This window comes from Kitasatospora sp. NPDC093102 (assembly GCF_040683915.1).
GTDB lineage: Bacteria > Actinomycetota > Actinomycetes > Streptomycetales > Streptomycetaceae > Kitasatospora.
In genome coordinates this window covers 54,627-72,286 of the sequence record NZ_JBFBFA010000023.1, presented here as the reverse complement: position 1 = coordinate 72,286, position 17,660 = coordinate 54,627, and the positions used below count along the sequence as shown (strand labels likewise).

At 72.8% G+C, this 17,660-nt stretch carries 16 protein-coding genes; 14 read left to right on the top strand and 2 right to left on the bottom strand.

Translation table 11 applies throughout. The features are described 5' to 3' along the window. Window positions 1–86: 86 nt before the first annotated feature. From AB0O11_RS25575 to AB0O11_RS25515, 13 genes are all read left to right on the top strand, one after another. Window positions 87–824 carry a CDP-alcohol phosphatidyltransferase family protein gene (locus AB0O11_RS25575; protein ID WP_363391475.1) on the top strand — a complete coding sequence of 246 codons (738 nt, stop codon included), beginning with the start codon at window positions 87–89 and terminating at the stop codon, window positions 822–824. Window positions 825–897: 73 nt separating this feature from the next. Then, window positions 898–1,797 carry a glycosyltransferase gene (locus AB0O11_RS25570; RefSeq protein WP_363391369.1) on the top strand — a complete coding sequence of 300 codons (900 nt, stop codon included), beginning with the start codon at window positions 898–900 and terminating at the stop codon, window positions 1,795–1,797. 154 nt (window positions 1,798–1,951) lie between these two features. Beyond that, window positions 1,952–2,893, top strand: a complete 942-nt coding sequence (locus tag AB0O11_RS25565; RefSeq protein ID WP_363391366.1) for an ABC transporter permease — start codon at window positions 1,952–1,954, stop codon at window positions 2,891–2,893. Then, entirely contained in the window at window positions 2,886–3,695 is an 810-nt protein-coding gene (locus AB0O11_RS25560) for an ABC transporter ATP-binding protein (protein WP_363391363.1), read from the top strand. The genes AB0O11_RS25565 and AB0O11_RS25560 overlap by 8 nt, the downstream gene beginning before the upstream one ends. A gap of 293 nt (window positions 3,696–3,988) precedes the next feature. Then, window positions 3,989–4,951 (top strand): squalene synthase HpnC, encoded by a 963-nt coding sequence (gene hpnC / locus AB0O11_RS25555; RefSeq protein ID WP_363391360.1) that lies wholly within the window; start codon window positions 3,989–3,991, stop codon window positions 4,949–4,951. A 41-nt stretch (window positions 4,952–4,992) separates the two neighbouring features. Further along, window positions 4,993–5,850 (top strand): presqualene diphosphate synthase HpnD, encoded by an 858-nt coding sequence (gene hpnD, locus AB0O11_RS25550; protein ID WP_363391472.1) that lies wholly within the window; start codon window positions 4,993–4,995, stop codon window positions 5,848–5,850. Between the two features lie 127 nt (window positions 5,851–5,977). Continuing rightward, complete coding sequence (gene hpnE / locus AB0O11_RS25545; RefSeq protein ID WP_363391357.1) at window positions 5,978–7,411, top strand: hydroxysqualene dehydroxylase HpnE; 1,434 nt, start codon at window positions 5,978–5,980, stop codon at window positions 7,409–7,411. Window positions 7,412–7,647: 236 nt separating this feature from the next. After that, the gene (locus tag AB0O11_RS25540) at window positions 7,648–8,679 is read left to right on the top strand and encodes a polyprenyl synthetase family protein (RefSeq protein WP_363391469.1); all 1,032 of its coding nucleotides are present in this window, start codon (window positions 7,648–7,650) and stop codon (window positions 8,677–8,679) included. A gap of 7 nt (window positions 8,680–8,686) precedes the next feature. Then, window positions 8,687–10,768, top strand: a complete 2,082-nt coding sequence (shc, locus tag AB0O11_RS25535; RefSeq protein WP_363391355.1) for a squalene--hopene cyclase — start codon at window positions 8,687–8,689, stop codon at window positions 10,766–10,768. Then, on the top strand, window positions 10,765–11,445 hold the full coding sequence (locus AB0O11_RS25530) for a 1-hydroxy-2-methyl-2-butenyl 4-diphosphate reductase (protein ID WP_363391352.1): 681 nt from the start codon (window positions 10,765–10,767) through the stop codon (window positions 11,443–11,445). Before shc ends, AB0O11_RS25530 begins: the two co-directional genes overlap by 4 nt. A gap of 2 nt (window positions 11,446–11,447) precedes the next feature. Next, window positions 11,448–12,476 carry an adenosyl-hopene transferase HpnH gene (hpnH, locus tag AB0O11_RS25525; protein ID WP_363391349.1) on the top strand — a complete coding sequence of 343 codons (1,029 nt, stop codon included), beginning with the start codon at window positions 11,448–11,450 and terminating at the stop codon, window positions 12,474–12,476. A gap of 138 nt (window positions 12,477–12,614) precedes the next feature. Beyond that, window positions 12,615–14,525 (top strand): 1-deoxy-D-xylulose-5-phosphate synthase, encoded by a 1,911-nt coding sequence (gene dxs, locus AB0O11_RS25520; RefSeq protein WP_363391346.1) that lies wholly within the window; start codon window positions 12,615–12,617, stop codon window positions 14,523–14,525. Then, a complete protein-coding gene (locus AB0O11_RS25515) occupies window positions 14,515–15,915 on the top strand; it encodes an aspartate aminotransferase family protein (protein WP_363391344.1) in 1,401 nt (466 codons plus the stop codon). Before dxs ends, AB0O11_RS25515 begins: the two co-directional genes overlap by 11 nt. A gap of 71 nt (window positions 15,916–15,986) precedes the next feature. Here AB0O11_RS25515 and AB0O11_RS25510 read toward each other — a convergent pair whose 3' ends face one another. Further along, window positions 15,987–16,259, bottom strand: a complete 273-nt coding sequence (locus AB0O11_RS25510) for a DUF6343 family protein (protein ID WP_363391341.1) — start codon at window positions 16,257–16,259, stop codon at window positions 15,987–15,989. Between the two features lie 75 nt (window positions 16,260–16,334). On the opposite strand from AB0O11_RS25510, the gene AB0O11_RS25505 reads away from it, so the two are divergent. Then, window positions 16,335–16,580, top strand: a complete 246-nt coding sequence (locus tag AB0O11_RS25505; protein WP_363391338.1) for an I78 family peptidase inhibitor — start codon at window positions 16,335–16,337, stop codon at window positions 16,578–16,580. Window positions 16,581–16,658: 78 nt separating this feature from the next. Here AB0O11_RS25505 and AB0O11_RS25500 read toward each other — a convergent pair whose 3' ends face one another. Then, a complete protein-coding gene (locus AB0O11_RS25500; protein ID WP_363391335.1) occupies window positions 16,659–17,321 on the bottom strand; it encodes a phosphatase PAP2 family protein in 663 nt (220 codons plus the stop codon). Between the last annotated feature and the right edge of the window lie 339 nt (window positions 17,322–17,660).

Here is a 17,660-nt window from a genome sequence, read left to right as displayed (position 1 = left end):
CCACCGCGGGCGCCGAACGGCCCCCGGTGGACCTGACCCGCCGGCCCTCGATCGAGGAGCTGCGCGCGGTGATCCACCCGGAGGGCATGCTCCAGCGCCGCAGCGCCGAGCACTGGGCCGGACGCCTGTACATGCGGAAGATCTCGCTGCGCATCACCCGCGTGCTCTCCACCATGACGGCGATCACGCCCAACGGCCTGACGTACCTGATGATGTTCACCGGCATCCTGGCCGGCGCCGCGCTGATCGTGCCGGGCATCGCGGGCGCGGTCCTGGGTGCCCTGCTGATCCAGGTCTACCTGCTGCTGGACTGCGTGGACGGCGAGGTGGCGCGCTGGCGCCGGCAGACCTCGCTCACCGGCGTCTACCTGGACCGGGTCGGCCACTACATGTCCGAGGCGGCCCTGCTGACCGGCCTCGGCCTGCGCGCCACCGACCTGCTGCACCGTGAGGGCGGCGGCTCCCACTGGGAGTGGGCGTTCCTCGGCACCCTGGCCGCGCTCGGCGCGATCCTGATCAAGTCCGAGACCGACCTGGTGGACGTGGCCCGGGCCCGCAGCGGCATGACGGCCGTCGAGGACAGCGCCTCGGTGCCGCGCTCGGCCACCGTCGCCAAGGCCCGCCGGGCGGCCTCCCTCCTGAAGTTCCACCGCCTGGTCGGCGCGGTCGAGGCCTCGCTGTTCATCCTGGCCGCCGGCATCGCCGACGCCGTGCACGGCGGACTGTTCTTCACCCGGCTCGCGGTGGTCGTACTGGCGGCGATCGCGATGCTCCAGACCGTGCTGCACCTGCTGAGCATCGTCCTCTCCAGCAGGCTGCGATGAGCGAGCGGAGCGAGCGAATGATCGAAAGGCGCGCGTGGGTGAACGCCCCCGCCGAGCACACCGAGGCGGGGGCATGAACGCGCCGAGCACCGCGGAGGACTTCCGCCTGGGCGCCGTGATCATCACCATGGGCAACCGGCCCGCCGAGCTCAACGCCCTGATCGAGGCCGTCCGCGCCCAGGAGGGCCCGGCGGTCGAGCTGGCCGTGGTCGGCCAGGGCGTGACGCTGCCCCCGCTGCCGGAGGGCGTGCGCAGCGTCGAACTGCCGGAGAACCTCGGCATCCCGGGCGGACGCAACGTCGGCATCGAGCTGTTCGGCCGGGACGGCGCGGAGGTCGACGCCGTCCTCTTCCTGGACGACGACGGGAACCTGCCGCGCACCGACTCGGCCCGCCTGCTGCGTGAGGCCTTCACCGCCGACCCGGAGCTGGGCATCGTCTCCTTCCGGATCGCCGACCCGGACACCGGTGTCACCCAGCGCCGGCACGTCCCCCGGCTGCGTGCCAGCGACCCGCTGCGCTCGTCCCGGGTGACCACCTTCCTGGGCGGCGCGAGCGCGGTGCGCTGCAAGGTGTTCGAGCAGGCCGGACAGCTGCCCGCCGAGTTCTTCTACGCCCACGAGGAGACCGATCTCGCGTGGCGCGCGCTGGACGCCGGCTGGGCCATCGACTACCGGGCGGACGTGGTGCTGCACCACCCCACGACCTCGCCCGCCCGCCACGCGAGCTACTTCCACAACGTGGCCCGCAACCGGGTCTGGCTCGCGAGGCGGAACCTTCCGGCCCTGCTGGTGCCTCTCTATCTGGGAACCTGGTTCCTGCTGACCCTGGCCCGCCGCCCCTCCCCGGAGGCGCTGAAGGCCTGGTGGGGCGGATTCCGGGCGGGCTGGCGCGAACCCTGCGGTCCGCGGCGGCCCATGCGGTGGCGTACCGTTTGGCGACTGACCAGGCTGGGCCGACCACCGATCATCTGATCGCATCTGATGGCATGCACATCGAATGATCGATCGCTGCGGCCGGTGCCCACACACCGGCCGGCTCCCCGAGATCCCAGTGGATCCCCATCGGCGCACCACCGGCGGACCCCGCCGACCGGCCGCCCCGACCGATCCCGCGTGAAGGACGAATGTGTCGACAGTGAGTGAACCCGTCAGCCTCTCAGCCCCCAGGGGGGCGGACGCGGGCCTGACCCCCAAGCAGCTTGCGGACAAGTACAACCTGGCGGTGAGCGGTGCCCGTCCCGGCCTGTTCGCCTACTCCAAGCAGCTCTGGGCCCGGCGCCACTTCATCTGGGCCTTCGCCACCGCCCGCCTGGTGGCCCAGTACACCAACGCCAAGCTCGGCCAGCTGTGGCAGGTGGTGACCCCGCTGCTCAACTGCGCGGTGTTCTACCTGGTCTTCGGTGTGATCCTGGCGAGCAAGCAGGGCTTCCCGGACAACACCTACATCGCCTGGCTGTGCATCGGCGTCTTCGTCTTCCAGTTCACCCAGAACGCGGTGCAGGCCGGCACCCGGGCGATCTCCGACAACCTCGGGCTGATCCGGGCGCTGCACTTCCCCCGGGCCAGCCTCCCGATCGCCTTCACCGTGATCCAGCTCCAGCAGCTGCTGATCTCCATGGCCGTCCTGGTCGTCACCGTGCTCGCCGCCGGCATCACCCCGGGCCGGACCTGGCTGCTGATCATCCCGGCGCTGCTCCTGCAGACGCTCTTCAACACCGGCATCTCGCTGGTGATGGCCCGGATCGGCTCCAGGACCAGCGACATCTCCCAGCTGATCCCGTTCGTGATGCGCGCCTGGATGTTCCTGTCCGGTGTGATGTTCAGCATCCAGGACAAGATCACCCACTGGCCGCACTTCATCCAGACGCTGATGGCGGCCAACCCGGCGTCGGTCTACATGGACCTGCTGCGGCACGCCTTCGCGCCGGTCATCTACAACCCGCACCAGCCGGTGCACCAGACCCTCCCGCCGCACCTGTGGGCGTACGGCCTCGCGTGGGGCGTGGGCATGTTCGTCGTCGGATACGTCTTCTTCTGGAAGGCCGAGGAGGAGTACGGCCGTGGCTGACATCGAGCTGGGCAAGAACGACATCGTCCGGGACGCGGACGTGGCCCGCGAGCCCACCGTCGTCGTCGACGACGTGCACATCGTCTACAAGGTGCACGGCGCCGGCTCCGGCAAGGGCAGCGCCACCTCGGCGCTGAGCCGCATCATCAGCCGCAAGCGCGCCGCCGGCGTGCGCGAGGTGCACGCGGTCAGGGGCATCAGCTTCACCGCCTACAAGGGCGAGGCGGTCGGCCTGATCGGCTCCAACGGCTCCGGCAAGTCGACCATGCTGGCCGCCATCGCGGGCCTGCTGCCGACGGAGAAGGGCGGCATCTACACCAACGGCCAGCCCTCGCTGCTGGGCGTCAACGCCGCGCTGATGAACGAGCTCACCGGTGAGCGCAACGTCACCCTCGGCTGCCTGGCGATGGGCATGACCCCCGCCCAAGTGAGGGCGCGCTACCAGGACATCGTCGACTTCTCCGGCATCAACGACAAGGGCGACTTCATCTCCCTGCCGATGCGTACCTACTCCTCCGGCATGGGCGCCCGGCTGCGGTTCTCGATCGCGGCCGCGAAGACCCACGACGTGCTGCTGATCGACGAGGCCCTCGCCACCGGCGACCAGGCCTTCCAGCAGCGCAGCAAGCGGCGGATCGACGAGCTGCGCAGGTCCGCCGGTACGGTCTTCCTGGTCAGCCACGACAACAACTCGATCCGCGAGGTCTGCGAGCGGACGATATGGATCGAGGCCGGCGAGCTGGTCATGGACGGTCCCACCGAGGAGGTCGTCAGCCGCTACGAGCGCGGCGAGCGACCGTAGTCTCCGTCACTCACACAGGGGCCGGTCCCGGATCCTCCGGGGCCGGCCCTTCGCGTTGCCCGCCCCTCGGGCGCCCCGGGCCGTCCGCCGCCGCGGGGGTGAGCGCCCGGTGCTCCGGGTGGTGCGCCCTTCTCCGGCGCGCCCGGGCGTGTCAGCCTGGTGGTCTCGGGGGCGGTGTGCCATGCGTGACGCCCGCGCTCGGACGCGTGTCCGAGTCGGGCCGGTCGTGCCAAGCGGTGTAGAACGGGGGAGTGACAGCAGTGTCGGCTTCGGCCCAGCTCAGAGATACGCCAGTGAACAGTTCCGTAGGACAGACCCTGGAGAAGGCGGGCGCGGAGAACTTCCCGGTCGCCCCGTTCTTCCTGCCCGCGGCCTGGCGCGACGACCTGATGGCGGTGTACGGCTTCGCCCGCCTGGTCGACGACACCGGCGACGGCGACCTGGCCGACCCGGCCGCCACCGCCCGCCTGCTCGGGGTCGAGCAGACACCCCCCGCCACCCCTTCGGACCAGTCCGGCCCGCCGACTCCGCAGGAGACCGCCTTCCGGCTCGCCCTGCTCGACGGACTGGAGCAGGACCTCGACCGGGTCTTCGAGACCGCACTGCGCCCCGCCGGCGGTTCCGGGGCCGGTGCCGACCGCCCCCGCCACCCGTTGATGAGCGCGCTCGTCCCGCTGGTCGACCGCCGGGGCCTGACCCCCGAGCCGTTCCGCCGTCTGATCGAGGCCAACCGGGTGGACCAGACCACCACCCGCTACGCCACCTTCGACGACCTGATCGGCTACTGCACCCTCTCCGCCGACCCGGTCGGCCGCCTCGTGCTGGCCATCGCGGGCGTCTCCACCCCCGAGCGGATCGAGCTCTCGGACGCCGTGTGCAGCGGCCTCCAGGTGGTCGAACACCTCCAGGACGTGGCCGAGGACCTGGCCCACGGCCGGATCTACCTGCCCGCCGAGGACATGGCCCGCTTCGGCGTCACCGAGGCCGACCTCGCGGCCCCCTCCGCCGACGGCGCGGTGCGCGAGCTGATCGCGTCCGAGGTCGAGCGGGCCCGCACCCTGCTCGACCGCGGCGCACCATTGGTGGGTACGGTTCGGGGGAGGCTTCGACTGCTCCTGGCGGGATTCACCGCAGGCGGCTACGCGGCCCTGGCGGCCATCGAGGACGCCGGGTACGACGTGCTCGCCCAGCAGGCGAAGCCGGACAAGCGCCGCCTCGCAGCGAAGGCGGCGGCCATCTTCGCGAAGGGAAGGTGAACGCCCGAGTGGCGGCATCACCACTGGCGTCGGCCCAGGTCATGGCGGCGTACCGGTACTGCGAGGCAGTCACCGGGCTGCAGGCGCGCAACTTCAGCTACGGCATCCGGCTGCTGCCCGAACCCAAGCGGCTGGCCATGTCGGCCCTGTACGCCCTGGCCCGCCGGGTGGACGACATCGGCGACGGCGACCTCCCGGACGACCGCAAGGCCGAGGCGCTGCTGCGCACCCGGGAACTGGTGGACGAGGTCCGGTCCGGGGTGGTCGCCGAGGACGACACCGACCCGATCAAGGTCGCCCTGGCCGACGCGGCCCGGCGCTTCCCGATCCCGCTCGGCGGCTTCGACGAGCTGATCGACGGCGTCGAGATGGACCTCAAGGGCGCCGAGTACCAGACCTACGAGGAGCTGAAGGTCTACTGCCGGTGCGTGGCCGGCGCGATCGGCCGGCTCTCGCTGGGCGTCTACGGCTGCGACGACCCGGAGCGCGGGGCGCGCTACGCGGACACCCTGGGCCTGGCTCTGCAGCTCACCAACATCCTGCGCGACCTGCGCGAGGACGCCCTGAACGGCCGTACCTACCTGCCCGCCGAGGACCTGGTCCGGTTCGGCTGCGAGCAGGGCTTCGCACTGCCCGAGCCGCCGCTCGGCGCGGACTTCACCGGCCTGGTGGCCTTCGAGGCCGCCCGCGCCCAGGCGGCCTTCGAGGAGGGGCTGCGGCTGCTGCCGATGCTCGACCGCCGCAGCCGCGCCTGCACCGCCGCGATGGCCGGGATCTACCACCGGCTGCTCGGCCGGATCGCCGCAGACCCGGAGTCGGTGCTGCGCGGCCGGGTCTCGCTGCCGGGCTGGGAGAAGGCGTACGTGGCGCTTTCCGGGCTCGCCGGGGGGCGTTCTTGATTCTCGCGACAGTTCTGTCACGCTGTGTCAGCGGGGAATCACGAGCGGGCAGTCCCGTGTTGACCGACCGAGTACCGGCTTCAGCGACCGCCTGCGGGCGGTCCACCGACTGCGAGGGGGAGGGCCGATGACCGGGCGAGCCGACGACGCCTGCCCGGCGGCCGTCGTGGTCGGCGGCGGCCTGGCCGGGATCACCACCGCACTGCGCCTCGCCGAGGCGGGCCACCGGGTCACCCTCGCCGAGGGCCGGCCCCGGCTCGGCGGCCTGGCCTTCTCCTTCCGGCGCGGCGAGCTGACCGTCGACAACGGTCAGCACGTCTACCTGCGCTGCTGCACCGCCTACCGGGGCCTGCTGGAGCGCCTCGGTGCCACCCGGCTGGTCCACCTCCAGGACCGCCTCGACATCCCGGTACTCTCCGTCAGCGGGCCCGAGGCCGCCCCGGTGCGCACCCTCGGCCGGCTGCGCCGGGCCGGCCTGCCCGTCCCGCTGCACCTGGCCTCCAGCCTGGCCCGCTACCCGCACCTGTCCCCGGCCGACCGCGTCCGGGTGGTCCGCGGCGCGCTCGCCCTGCAGCGCCTGGACCTCGCCGACCCGGCGCTGGACGGGGTCTCCTTCGGCGAGTGGCTGCGCCGCAACGGGCAGAACGCCGCCACCCAGGCCGCCCTGTGGGACCTGGTCGGCGTCGCCACCCTGAACGCCCGGGCCGACCAGGTGTCGATGGCGCTCGCCGGGATGGTGTTCAAGACCGGCCTGCTCTCCGACCCGGGCGCCTCGGACATCGGCACTGCCGCCGTCCCGCTCGGCACGATCCACCACGACCGGGCGCTCGCCGAGCTGGAGCGGGCCGGCGTCCGGGTGCTGCTGCGGGCCCGGGTGGCCGAGCTGAAGCCGGCCGCGCCGCAGCACGCCGTCCGGCTGGAGGGCGGGGAGCTGCTCACCGCCGAGACCGTCGTGCTGGCCGGCGCCCAGGACAGCGCGGCCGCGCTGCTGCCGCCGAACGCGATCCCCGGGCAGGAGCGGCTGGCCGGCTTCGGCACCGCGCCGATCCTCAACGTGCACGTGATCTACGACCGCAAGGTGCTGCGCCGTCCGTTCTTCGCCGCGCTCGGCTCCCCGGTCCAGTGGGTCTTCGACCGCACCGCGCACTCCGGGCTGGCCGCCACCGGGCTGGGCCGGGCCCACCCGGGCGCCCAGTACCTGGCGCTGTCGCAGTCCGCCGTGCAGGACGAGATCGACCTGCCGGTCGCCGAGCTGCGCCGCCGCTACCTGCCCGAGCTGGGCCGGCTGCTGCCGGCCGCGGCCCAGGCCGAGGTGCTGGACTTCTTCGTCACCCGGGAGCGCACCGCGACCTTCGACCCGGCCCCGGGCAACGGGGCGCTGCGCCCGTCGGCCCGCACCGGGGTTCCCGGCCTGCTGCTGGCCGGCTCGTGGACGGCCACCGGCTGGCCCGCGACCATGGAGGGGGCCGTGCGCAGCGGCCACGTCGCGGCCGACGCCGCGCTCGCCGCGGCCGGCACCCGGGTGCCGGTGGACCGCGGCGACGGGAGGTGGCCCAGGTGACGGCGGGCCCCGCGGCCGGAGAGCCCGCCAGAGCCGACGGGCGTACCGTCGAGCGCATCGGCGCAACCACCGGGAGCGGTCCGGCCAGCCGCACCGGCACCACTCGATTCGACACCGGCCGCACCGACAACACCTGGCCGCCCCGTGCGGTCCGGCACCACGAGGGAGAGGGAACGCACGTGGAGTCACGCACCGGCTTCGCCGTCGGAGGCACGGCGCACGCCGAACCGGTCTCGGTGCCGGAGCTGCTCGCCCGCAGCCGTACGCTCTGCACCCCGCCGCTACGGGCCGCCGTCGCCCGGTTGGCCGCACCCATGGAGACCGTCGCCGCCTACCACTTCGGCTGGATCGACCGGGACGGAACCCCGGTGACGGGGGACGGCGGCAAGGCCGTGCGCCCGGCGCTGGCGCTGCTGTCCGCCCGGGCCACCGGCGCGGCGGCCGAGGTGGGGGTGCCCGGCGGAGTCGCGGTTGAACTGGTGCACAACTTCTCCCTCCTTCATGATGATCTGATGGACGGTGACGAGACCCGGCGGCACCGGGCCACCGCCTGGACGGTCTTCGGGCCGGCCCAGGCGATCCTGGTCGGCGACGCCCTGGCGACACTCGGCACGGAGGTGCTGCTCGACGCCGCGGCGCCCGGTGGCACGAGCGCCACCGACGCCGCACGTGCCGTCCGACTGCTCACCACGGCGACCCGCCGACTGATCGACGGCCAGGCCATGGACGTCGCCTTCGAACAGCGCGACAGCGTCACGGTCGCGGAGTGCCTGGAGATGGAGGGCGGCAAGACGGCGGCACTGCTGGCCGCCGCCTCGGCGATCGGCGCCGTCCTGGCCGGTGCCGACGACAAGGTCTCCGGCGCGCTCCAGCGCTACGGCCACCACCTCGGTCTGGCCTTCCAGGCGGTGGACGACCTGCTCGGCATCTGGGGTGCCACCGAGGTCACCGGCAAGCCCCACTGGGGAGACCTGCGCCAGCGCAAGAAGTCCCTGCCGGTGGCCGCCGCACTGGCCGAGGGCGGAGCGGCCTCGCGTCGGCTCGCCGAGCAACTGGCCGACCCGACGGGACGCGGGGAAGAGAGTGAGCCCGAGCTCGCCGCCCGGGCCGCGCTGATCGAGGAGGCCGGCGGCCGAGCCTGGACCCAGGAGGAGGCCCGCCGCCAGCACACGACTGCCCTCGCCGCCCTGGACGAGGTGCCCATGTCCGACGAGGTGCGTGAGCACTTCGTCGCACTCGCCGAATTCGTGGTGGTACGAGAGAGGTGACGTTACGTTGACAGCAACCGCGGACGGCCGGCTCGACCCTGAGTACGATTCCGAGCCGGTCGCGGTGGGCGACCGCCCCCCGGCCCTGCTGGGCGCGGGGCGGCGGCAGCCCGAGGACACCGGCCAGCTCCGGCCGGCCGGTGAGGCGGACCGCCGACCGTCCGACGCGCGGGAGGCCCTGGCCCGCGCCAGCACCCACCTGCTCTCCCTGCAGTCCTCGGAGGGCTGGTGGAAGGGTGACCTGGAGACCAACGTCACCATGGACGCCGAGGACTTACTGCTCCGCCAGTTCCTGGGAATCCGCACCGAGGAGCAGACCCACGCCACCGCCGAGTGGATCCGCTCCCAGCAGCGCGAGGACGGCACCTGGTCCACCTTCCACGGCGGTCCGCCCGAACTGTCCACCACGGTCGAGGCCTACGTCGCGCTCAAGCTGGCCGGCGACGACCCGGACGCCCCGCACATGCTGGCCGCCGCGCGCTACGTCCGCTCCGCCGGCGGCATCGCCGCCGCCCGGGTGTTCACCCGGATCTGGCTCGCACTGTTCGGCTGGTGGCCCTGGGAGCGGCTGCCCGAGATGCCGCCCGAGATCATCTTCCTGCCCAGGTGGCTGCCGCTGAACATCTACGCCTTCGGTTGCTGGGCCCGCCAGACCATCGTCCCGCTGACCGTCGTCTCGTCCCACCGCCCGGTCCGTCCGGCCCCCTTCGCGCTCACCGAACTGCACACTGACCCGGACGACCCGTACCCCCACCGGCCGCTCGCCCCCGCCACCACCTGGGACGGCCTCTTCGAGCGCCTCGACAAGGCGCTGCACGCCTACCACCGCCGGGCCTTCCGCCCGCTGCGCCGGCTGGCCGTCTCGCAGGCCTGCCGCTGGATCGTCGAACGGCAGGAGGCCGACGGCTGCTGGGGCGGCATCCAGCCCCCCGCCGTCTACTCGCTGATCGCCCTGCACCTGGAGGGTTACGAGCTGGAGCACCCGGTGATGAAGGCCGGGCTCTCCTCCTTCGACCGCTTCACCGTGCACACCGAGGACGGCAAGCGCTGGCTGGAAGCCTGCCAGTCCCCGGTCTGGGACACCTGCCTGGCCACCATCGCCCTGGTCGACGCCGGGGTGCCGGCCGACCACCCGGCGCTGGTCTCCGCCGTGGACTGGATGCTCGGCGAGGAGATCCGCAAGCGCGGCGACTGGGCCGTCCAGCGGCCCGGGCTCGCCCCCGGAGGCTGGGCCTTCGAGTTCGAGAACGACACCTACCCCGACATCGACGACACCGCCGAGGTGGTGCTCGCGCTGCGCCGGGTCGCCCACCCCGACCCGGCCAAGGTCGACGCGGCGGTGGACCGGGGCGTGCTGTGGAACCTCGGCATGCAGTCCAAGAACGGCGCCTGGGGCGCCTTCGACGTGGACAACACCAGCACGCTGCCCAACAAGCTGCCGTTCTGCGACTTCGGCGAGGTGGTCGACCCGCCGTCCGCCGACGTCACCGCGCACGTGGTGGAGATGCTCGCGGAGACCGGCCGCTCCCGTGACCCGCGGACCAGGCGCGGCATCGAGTGGCTGCTGCGCAACCAGGAGGCGGACGGCTCCTGGTTCGGCCGCTGGGGCACCAACTACATCTACGGAACCGGCTCGGTGCTGCCCGCCCTGGTGGCGGCCGGCGTCCCGGACGAGCATCCGGCGATCCGCCGGGCGGTGCGCTGGCTGGAGGACCGGCAGAACGCCGACGGCGGCTGGGGCGAGGACATGCGCTCCTACGACGACCCGGCGCGCTGGGCCGGGCGCGGCGACTCCACCGCCTCGCAGACCGCGTGGGCGCTGATGGCGCTGCTCGCGGCCGGCGAGGGGCCGCAGTGCCGGGCCAACCCGGCGGTGGAACGCGGCGTGGAGTGGCTGGTGCGCACCCAGCTCCCCGAGGGCACCTGGGACGAACCGCAGTTCACCGGCACCGGCTTCCCGTGGGACTTCTCCATCAACTACCACCTGTACCGGCTGGTCTTCCCGGTCACCGCGCTCGGCCGCTACCTCAACGGCGCCCCCGGCACGAGCCGGGCCGACGGCGCCCCGGCGATCGGGGCGGCGCGGTGACCACCGCGCCCCTGCTGGTGCTCTGCGCCCTGGGCCCCGAGGTGTGGGCCCTGCGCGGCGGGGACTGGCGCGGCGCGGCCGGCGGGTCCCCGGTGCTGGTGCGCACCGGGGTCGGCCGGCGGCGCGCCGGGCTGGCCGTCCGGCGGCTGCTCGGCTCCGCCCCCACCGGCTACGGCGCCGTGGTGGTGGCCGGCTTCGGCGCCGCGCTCGGCCCGGGCGTGCTGCCCGGCGACGTGGTCGCCGCCGACGGAGTGCGCGACGCCGAGGGCCACCTGTACCCGCTCGACTCCGGGGCGGAGCTCGGCCGGGCGCTGAAGGAGTGCGGCCTGACCGTGCACACCGGGGTGCACCACACCGCCGACCACGTGGTGCGCGGCCTCGAACGGCGGGCGCTGCACCTCCAGGGTGCGCTCGCCGTCGACATGGAAGCCGCCGCCGTCCTCGCCGCGCTGCGCGAGGTGCGGTCCGCGCTGCCGACGGCCGTCCTACGGGTGGTGGTGGACACGCCCGAGCACGAGCTGCTGCGGCCCGGCACCCTCCCGGCCGGGGTGCGAGCCTGGCGGACCCTGCGGGCGACGGTACCCGCCCTGGTCGACTGGTACCGGCAGGAGCGCGCGCCCGGCTCCGCAGACCTGAACCACCCCACATCCTCGACGCTCCCCCAGGAGGCGAGCTAGCCATGGCCATGCCGTTGCGCCAGACCGTGCGGGTCGGCACCTACCTCATGCAGCAGAAGCTGCTCAAGCGCCGGGACAAGTTCCCGCTGATCGTGGAGCTGGAACCGCTCTTCGCCTGCAACCTCGCCTGCGAGGGCTGCGGCAAGATCCAGCACCCGGCGGGCGTCCTGAAGCAGCGGATGCCCGTCGCCCAGGCGGTCGGCGCGGTCCTGGAGTCGGGTGCCCCGATGGTCTCGATCGCAGGCGGCGAGCCGCTGATGCACCCGCAGATCGACGAGATCGTCCGGCAGCTGGTCGAGCGCCGCAAGTACGTGTTCCTCTGCACCAACGCGCTGCTGCTGCGCAAGAAGATCGACAAGTTCAAGCCCTCGCCGTACTTCACCTTCGCCGTGCACATCGACGGCATGCGCGAGCGGCACGACGAGTCGGTGGCCAAGGAGGGCACCTTCGACGAGGCGGTGGCCGCGATCAAGGAGGCCAAGCGGCGCGGCTTCCGGGTCACCACCAACAGCACCTTCTTCAACACCGACACCCCGCAGACCGTCATCGAGGTGCTGGACTACCTCAACGACGAGCTCAAGGTGGACGAGATGATGATCTCGCCCGCCTACGCCTACGAGAAGGCCCCCGACCAGGAGCACTTCCTCGGCGTCGAGCAGACCAGGGAGCTCTTCCGCAAGGCCTTCGCCGGCGGCAACCGCAAGCGCTGGCGGCTCAACCACAGCCCGCTCTTCCTGGACTTCCTGGAGGGCAAGGCCGACTTCGAGTGCACCCCCTGGGGCATCCCCAACTACTCGCTGTTCGGCTGGCAGCGGCCCTGCTACCTGATGGCCGACGGCTACGTGCCGACCTACCGCGAACTGGTCGAGAAGACCGACTGGAGCAAGTACGGCCGAGGCAGGGACCCGCGCTGCGAGAACTGCATGGCCCACTGCGGCTACGAGCCGACCGCCGTCCTCGCGACCATGGGCTCGCTCCAGCAGTCGCTGCGCGCCATCACCGAGACCATCAGCGGCAACCAGGGCCGCTGATCCGGGAGTTGACCCCAAAGTCGGCACCCCGGCCCGGGCCTTCGCGCCCGGGTCGGCTCCGTCCCCGAACCAGGCCGGGCTCCGTCCCCGGGCCGGGCGGAGGCACCACCGCACCGCTCCGAGTCGTGAGGTGTACCCATGTCACTGCTCTCCCGCGTCACGTCCCCGGCCGAGCTGCGCAAGCTCCCGGCGGCCGAGATCCCGCTGCTCGCCGACGAGATCCGCGACTTCCTGATCGACGCCGTCACCCGCACCGGCGGCCACCTCGGGCCCAACCTCGGCGTGGTGGAGCTGACGATCGCGCTGCACCGGGTCTTCGACTCGCCGTACGACCGGATCGTCTTCGACACCGGCCACCAGAGCTACGTCCACAAACTGCTCACCGGCCGCCAGGACTTCAGCCGGCTGCGGATGCGCGGCGGCCTCTCCGGGTACCCGTCGCGGGGCGAGTCCGAGCACGACCTGGTCGAGAACTCGCACGCCTCCACCGCGCTCTCCTACGCCGACGGCCTGGCCAAGGCCGCCCAACTGCTCGGCCAGCACGACCGGCACACCGTCGCGGTGATCGGCGACGGCGCGCTCACCGGCGGGCTCGCCTGGGAGGCGCTCAACAACATCGCCGAGGCCCGCGACCGGCCGCTGGTCATCGTCGTCAACGACAACGAGCGCTCCTACGCCAGGACCATCGGCGGCCTCGCCAACCACCTGGCCACCCTGCGCACCACCCAGGGCTACGAGCGCTTCCTCGCCCTCGGCAAGGAGGCCCTGCAGCGCACCCCGCTGGTCGGCCAGCCGATCTTCGACGCGCTGCACGGCGCCAAGAAGGGGTTCAAGGACGCCTTCGCCCCGCAGGGCATGTTCGAGGACCTCGGCCTCAAGTACCTCGGGCCGATCGACGGCCACGACCTGGGCGCGGTCGAGCAGGCGCTGCGCCAGGCCCGCAACTTCGGCGGGCCGGTCATCGTGCACTGCCTGACCGTCAAGGGGCGCGGCTACCGGCCGGCCGAGCAGGACGAGGCCGACCGCTTCCACGCCGTCAACCCGATCGACCCGTACACCTGCCTGCCGATCTCGCCCAGCGGCGGCGTCTCCTGGACCTCGGTGTTCGGGGACGAGCTGGTCACCCTGGGCGCCGAGCGGCCGGACCTGGTGGCGATCACCGCGGCCATGCTCCAGCCGGTGGGCCTGGCCCCGTTCGCGAAGGCCTACCCGGCGCGGACCTTCGACGTCGGGATCGCCGAGCAGCATGCCGTCACCAGCGCGGCGGGGCTGGCCACCGGCGGGCTCCACCCGGTGGTCGCGGTGTACGCGACCTTCCTCAACAGGGCCTTCGACCAGGTCCTGATGGACGTCGCCCTGCACGGGCTGGGCGTCACCTTCGTGCTCGACCGCTCCGGGGTGACCGGGCCGGACGGCGCCTCGCACAACGGCATGTGGGACATGTCGATCCTCCAGGTCGTCCCCGGCCTGCGGCTCGCCGCGCCGCGCGACGCCGAACAGCTGCGCGTCCAGCTGCGCGAGGCCGTCGAGGTCGAGGACGCCCCGACCGTGGTGCGCTTCCCGAAGGGGAACGTCGGGCCCGCCGTCCCGGCCGTCGAACGGATCGGCGGGGTGGACGTACTGCTGCGCACCGGGCGGGCGCCGGAGATCCTGCTGGTCGCGGTCGGCGCCACCGCCTCCGCCTGCCTGGACGCGGCCCGGCTGCTGCTCGCCGAGGGCTTCACCGCGACCGTGGTCGACCCGCGCTGGGTCAAGCCGGTCGACCCGGTGCTGCCCGAACTGGCCGGCGCCCACCGGCTGGTGGTCACCGTCGAGGACAACGGTCGTACCGGTGGCGTCGGTTCGGTCGTCGCCCAGGCGCTGCGCGACGCCGACGTGGACGTGCCGGTGCGGGTGCTCGGCCTGCCGCAGGAGTTCCTCGACCACGCCTCGCGCGGGGAGATCCTGGAGGAGGCCGGGCTGACCGGGACCGGGGTCGCCGCCCAGACCGCCGTCTTCGCCAAGAACCTGCTACCGACCCGAGGAGCGAACCCGCGCCATGCCGGCTGAACCAGACCGCCCCGCCTTCGACCTCGCCGCGCTGATCGCCGAACGCGGCGGCGAGCGCTACGAGTTGCAGAGCCGCTACCTCAACCCGCAGCTGCCGCGGATGCTGCACACGATCGGCTTCGACAAGTACTACGAGCGCGCCCGGGGTCAGTACTTCTACGACGCCGAGGGCAACGAGTACCTCGACATGCTGGCCGGCTTCGGCATCTTCGCGCTCGGCCGCCACCACCCGGTGGTGCGCTCGGCGATCCAGCAGGTGATGGACCTCGACCTGCCGGACCTGGTCCGCTTCGACTGCTCGCCGCTGCCCGGCCTGCTGGCCGAGCGGTTGCTGTCCCACGCGCCCGGACTGGATCGGGTGTTCTTCGGCAACAGCGGCACCGAGGCGGTGGAGACCGCGCTCAAGTTCGCCCGGTACGCCACCGGACGCCGGCGGATCCTCTACGCCGACCACGCCTTCCACGGACTGACCACCGGCTCGCTCTCGGTCAACGGGGAGAGCGGCTTCCGCAAGGGCTTCGACCCGCTGCTGCCGGACACCGCCATCCCGCTCGGCGACCTCGGCGCACTGGCCAAGGAGTTGAAGCGCGGCGACGTCGCGGGGCTGATCGTCGAGCCGATCCAGGGCAAGGGCGTCCAGGCGCCGCCGCCCGGCTGGCTGCGGGCCGCGCAGGCACTGCTGCACGAGCACAGGGCGCTGCTGATCTGCGACGAGGTGCAGACCGGTATCGGCCGCACCGGCGTGTTCTTCGCCTACCAGCACGAGGACGGCGTGCTGCCCGACCTGGTCTGCGCGGCCAAGGCGCTGTCCGGCGGGTACGTGCCGGTCGGGGCGACGCTCGGCAAGAGCTGGATCTTCGAGAAGGTGTACTCCTCGATGGACCGGGTGCTGGTGCACTCGGCCAGCTTCGGGTCCAACGCCCAGGCCATGGCGGCCGGGCTGGCGACCCTGGAGGTCCTGCGCGACGAGCAGGTGGTGGAGAGCGCCCGCAACGTGGGCGACCACTTCCGCGAACGGCTGGCCGCACTGGTGGACAAGTACGAGCTGCTCGCCGAGGTGCGCGGCCGCGGGCTGATGATCGGGATCGAGTTCGGCCGGCCCAAGTCGCTCAAGCTGCGCACCGGTTGGACCGCGCTCCAGGCGGCGCGCAAGGGGCTCTTCGCGCAGATGGTGGTGGTGCCGCTGCTGCAACGGCACCGCATCCTGACCCAGGTGTCCGGGGACCACCTGGAAGTGATCAAGCTGATCCCGCCGCTGATCATCACCGAGCGCGACGTGGACCGGTTCGTGGACGCCTTCACCGACATCATGGACGAGGCCCACCGGGGGAGCGGACTGATGTGGGACTTCGGGCGGACGCTGGTCAAGCAGGCGGTCGGCGGCCGCTGAGGCCCGGAAGACCGGTGGCACGGAGTGGGAGGTCGACCGGGCCGACTTCCCACTCCGTGGGAGACACCGCGTCAGAGCTCGGTCCGGCGACGCCGGATGACCACCATGAGATCGACGGCGGCGAACAGGGTGAGCAGTCCGCAGGCCACGGCGAAGCCGGTGAGGGTGCCCCGGCTGGGTGCGCCGTAGGCGGGCGAGGCGGCCGCCCAGATGGCGAAGCCCACCGTCGCCAGCGCGAACAGCGGCGTGAAGACGAGCGAGAGCAGGTAGCGGAGCTTGAGGTCGCTGCGGGCGGTGGCCGGCTCGGTGCCGCTGCGCCATCGTCGCGGGGTGGTGGTGCGCATGCCGTTCACCTCCGGACCGCGTGGGTCGGGCTACGATTCCAGCGTACGTCCGAGGAGGCGAGCCGGGGAGGCGCGATGTCGGGTTCGGGCGCGGTGGGGGCGGGGGCCGGTGGGGCGGGCTCGGGCGCGGGCGCGGCGGGCCAGGACGGTGAGGGGTACGCGGGGCTGCGGATCGCGCGGGCCCGGGAACTGGCCCGGCGGCACGGCTGGGCGTCGGTCCGGGTGCTGGAGCCGGGGGACCTGATGACCATGGAGTACCGGCAGGGGCGACTCAACCTCGCGGTGCGGGACGGTGTGGTCGAGCGCAGCTGGGAGGGGTAGGTCCAGCGCGCCCGCGGCGCGGACTCGGCTCGCCCGGTCCGGTGCGGTCCGGCCCGTCCGATTCGGTGCGGCTCAGGCTCAGCAGGGCAGGTGCCGGCGGGCGAAGCGCCGGCGCAGCCGCTGTTCGGCCGTGGCGACCAGCGGTTCCAGCAGCGGCAGGGAGAGCAGGACGAGCAGCCCGGCGGCCCAGCCGGCCAGGACGTCGGTGACCCAGTGGGTGCCCAGGTAGACCGTGGTCAGACCGATCGAGCAGGCGGTGGCGGCAGCGATCAGCGCGCCGGTGCGCCGCCAGCGGACGGCGAGGTAGGCGAGCACGCCCCAGGTGACCACCGCGTTGGCGGTGTGGCCGGAGGGGAAGATGGTGCCGCCGGAGAAGAGTTCGGGCGAGCCGACGTACTGGGCGTAGTGCGGGCCGAGCCGGCCGGTGACGATCTTGACCGCGCCGACGGTGACGTTGAGCAACAACAGCGCGATGGCCATGACCAGCAGCGGACGCAGCCGGCCGAGGCGGCGGGCCCGCCAGCCGAGCCAGGCGAAGGCGGCGATCGCCGAGGGGCCGCGCTGCCCGGCGACCACCCAGGTGTCGAGCAGCGGCTCCAGCCGGGGCCACCGCTCGTAGGGGCGCAGCAGGCGGACCGACCAGTCGAGGTCGACCAGCGCGGTGTTGAGCAGGACCCCGGCCAGCACCAGCAGGTAGCCGGCGAGGGTGACGGCGAGCAGGGCGGCCCGCCGCCGGCTCATCGGCGGCCAGCCGGGTTCGCGGGGGTCGGACCCGACCGGGGCGAGGGCGCGCCCGGGGGCGAGGGGGCGTTCCCGGAGACCGGTTTCGGTGCTCCGGCGATCCGGCTCCTGGCGCGGAAGGGGAGCAGGGGTACTTCTGGATTGCACGGGGCGACCTTACCCAGCCGGACAGGGCTATTCCGGTGGTAATTGTCATTTACCCGGGAAATCGACAATTGGGTCGACCCGGGATGGTCCGGGGGGTGATTTCCACTATTCCGGCATCGAAAGTCAGTGTGGTCGTCGAATGATTCTGCAAAAGCCCCGGTAAAGGGAACGGAGTGGGAGGCCGGTGCGCTC